The 381-nt window shown below is 42.5% G+C and carries 1 protein-coding gene; it reads right to left on the reverse strand.

Features of this window, described 5'->3' with window-relative positions:
- Nucleotides 1-132: 132 nt before the first annotated feature.
- On the reverse strand, nucleotides 133-381 hold a 249-nt coding region (locus tag QSJ80_RS15575), incomplete at its 5' end, for a hypothetical protein (RefSeq protein WP_285765389.1).

Below are 381 nucleotides of genomic sequence, written 5' to 3' on the forward strand. Positions count from 1 at the left end.
GCGCTAAGCTTTTGTGTAAAAATGTGAGCGCAGCGAACATCACAAAAGCGAAGCAAAGCTTATGGAGTCGGCTGCAGCCATTTGTTATGTTGCTGGCGGCACGAAACAGCTGCCGACCATCTCACCTTCAGACTACTCAAAGCACGTAAATCCCTTAATAGTCACGCTCTCTACATTTCCCTTTCCGCACTTTTCAAGAGCTTTAGCCACGTTTTCCTTAAACTTTTCATTCTCTTCCAGTTTTTCTTCCACGTACTCAACAGTTTCAACCAGTTCCTTAGTTTCAGAGCAGCCTAACAACGCAACACAGAATAGAATTGAAAATATGATTTTATTCACTTCAAGTAACATCCCTGTTTTTGACCGGTTAATATCTCGGCA

This window comes from Biformimicrobium ophioploci (assembly GCF_030270605.1).
GTDB lineage: Bacteria > Pseudomonadota > Gammaproteobacteria > Pseudomonadales > Cellvibrionaceae > Biformimicrobium > Biformimicrobium ophioploci.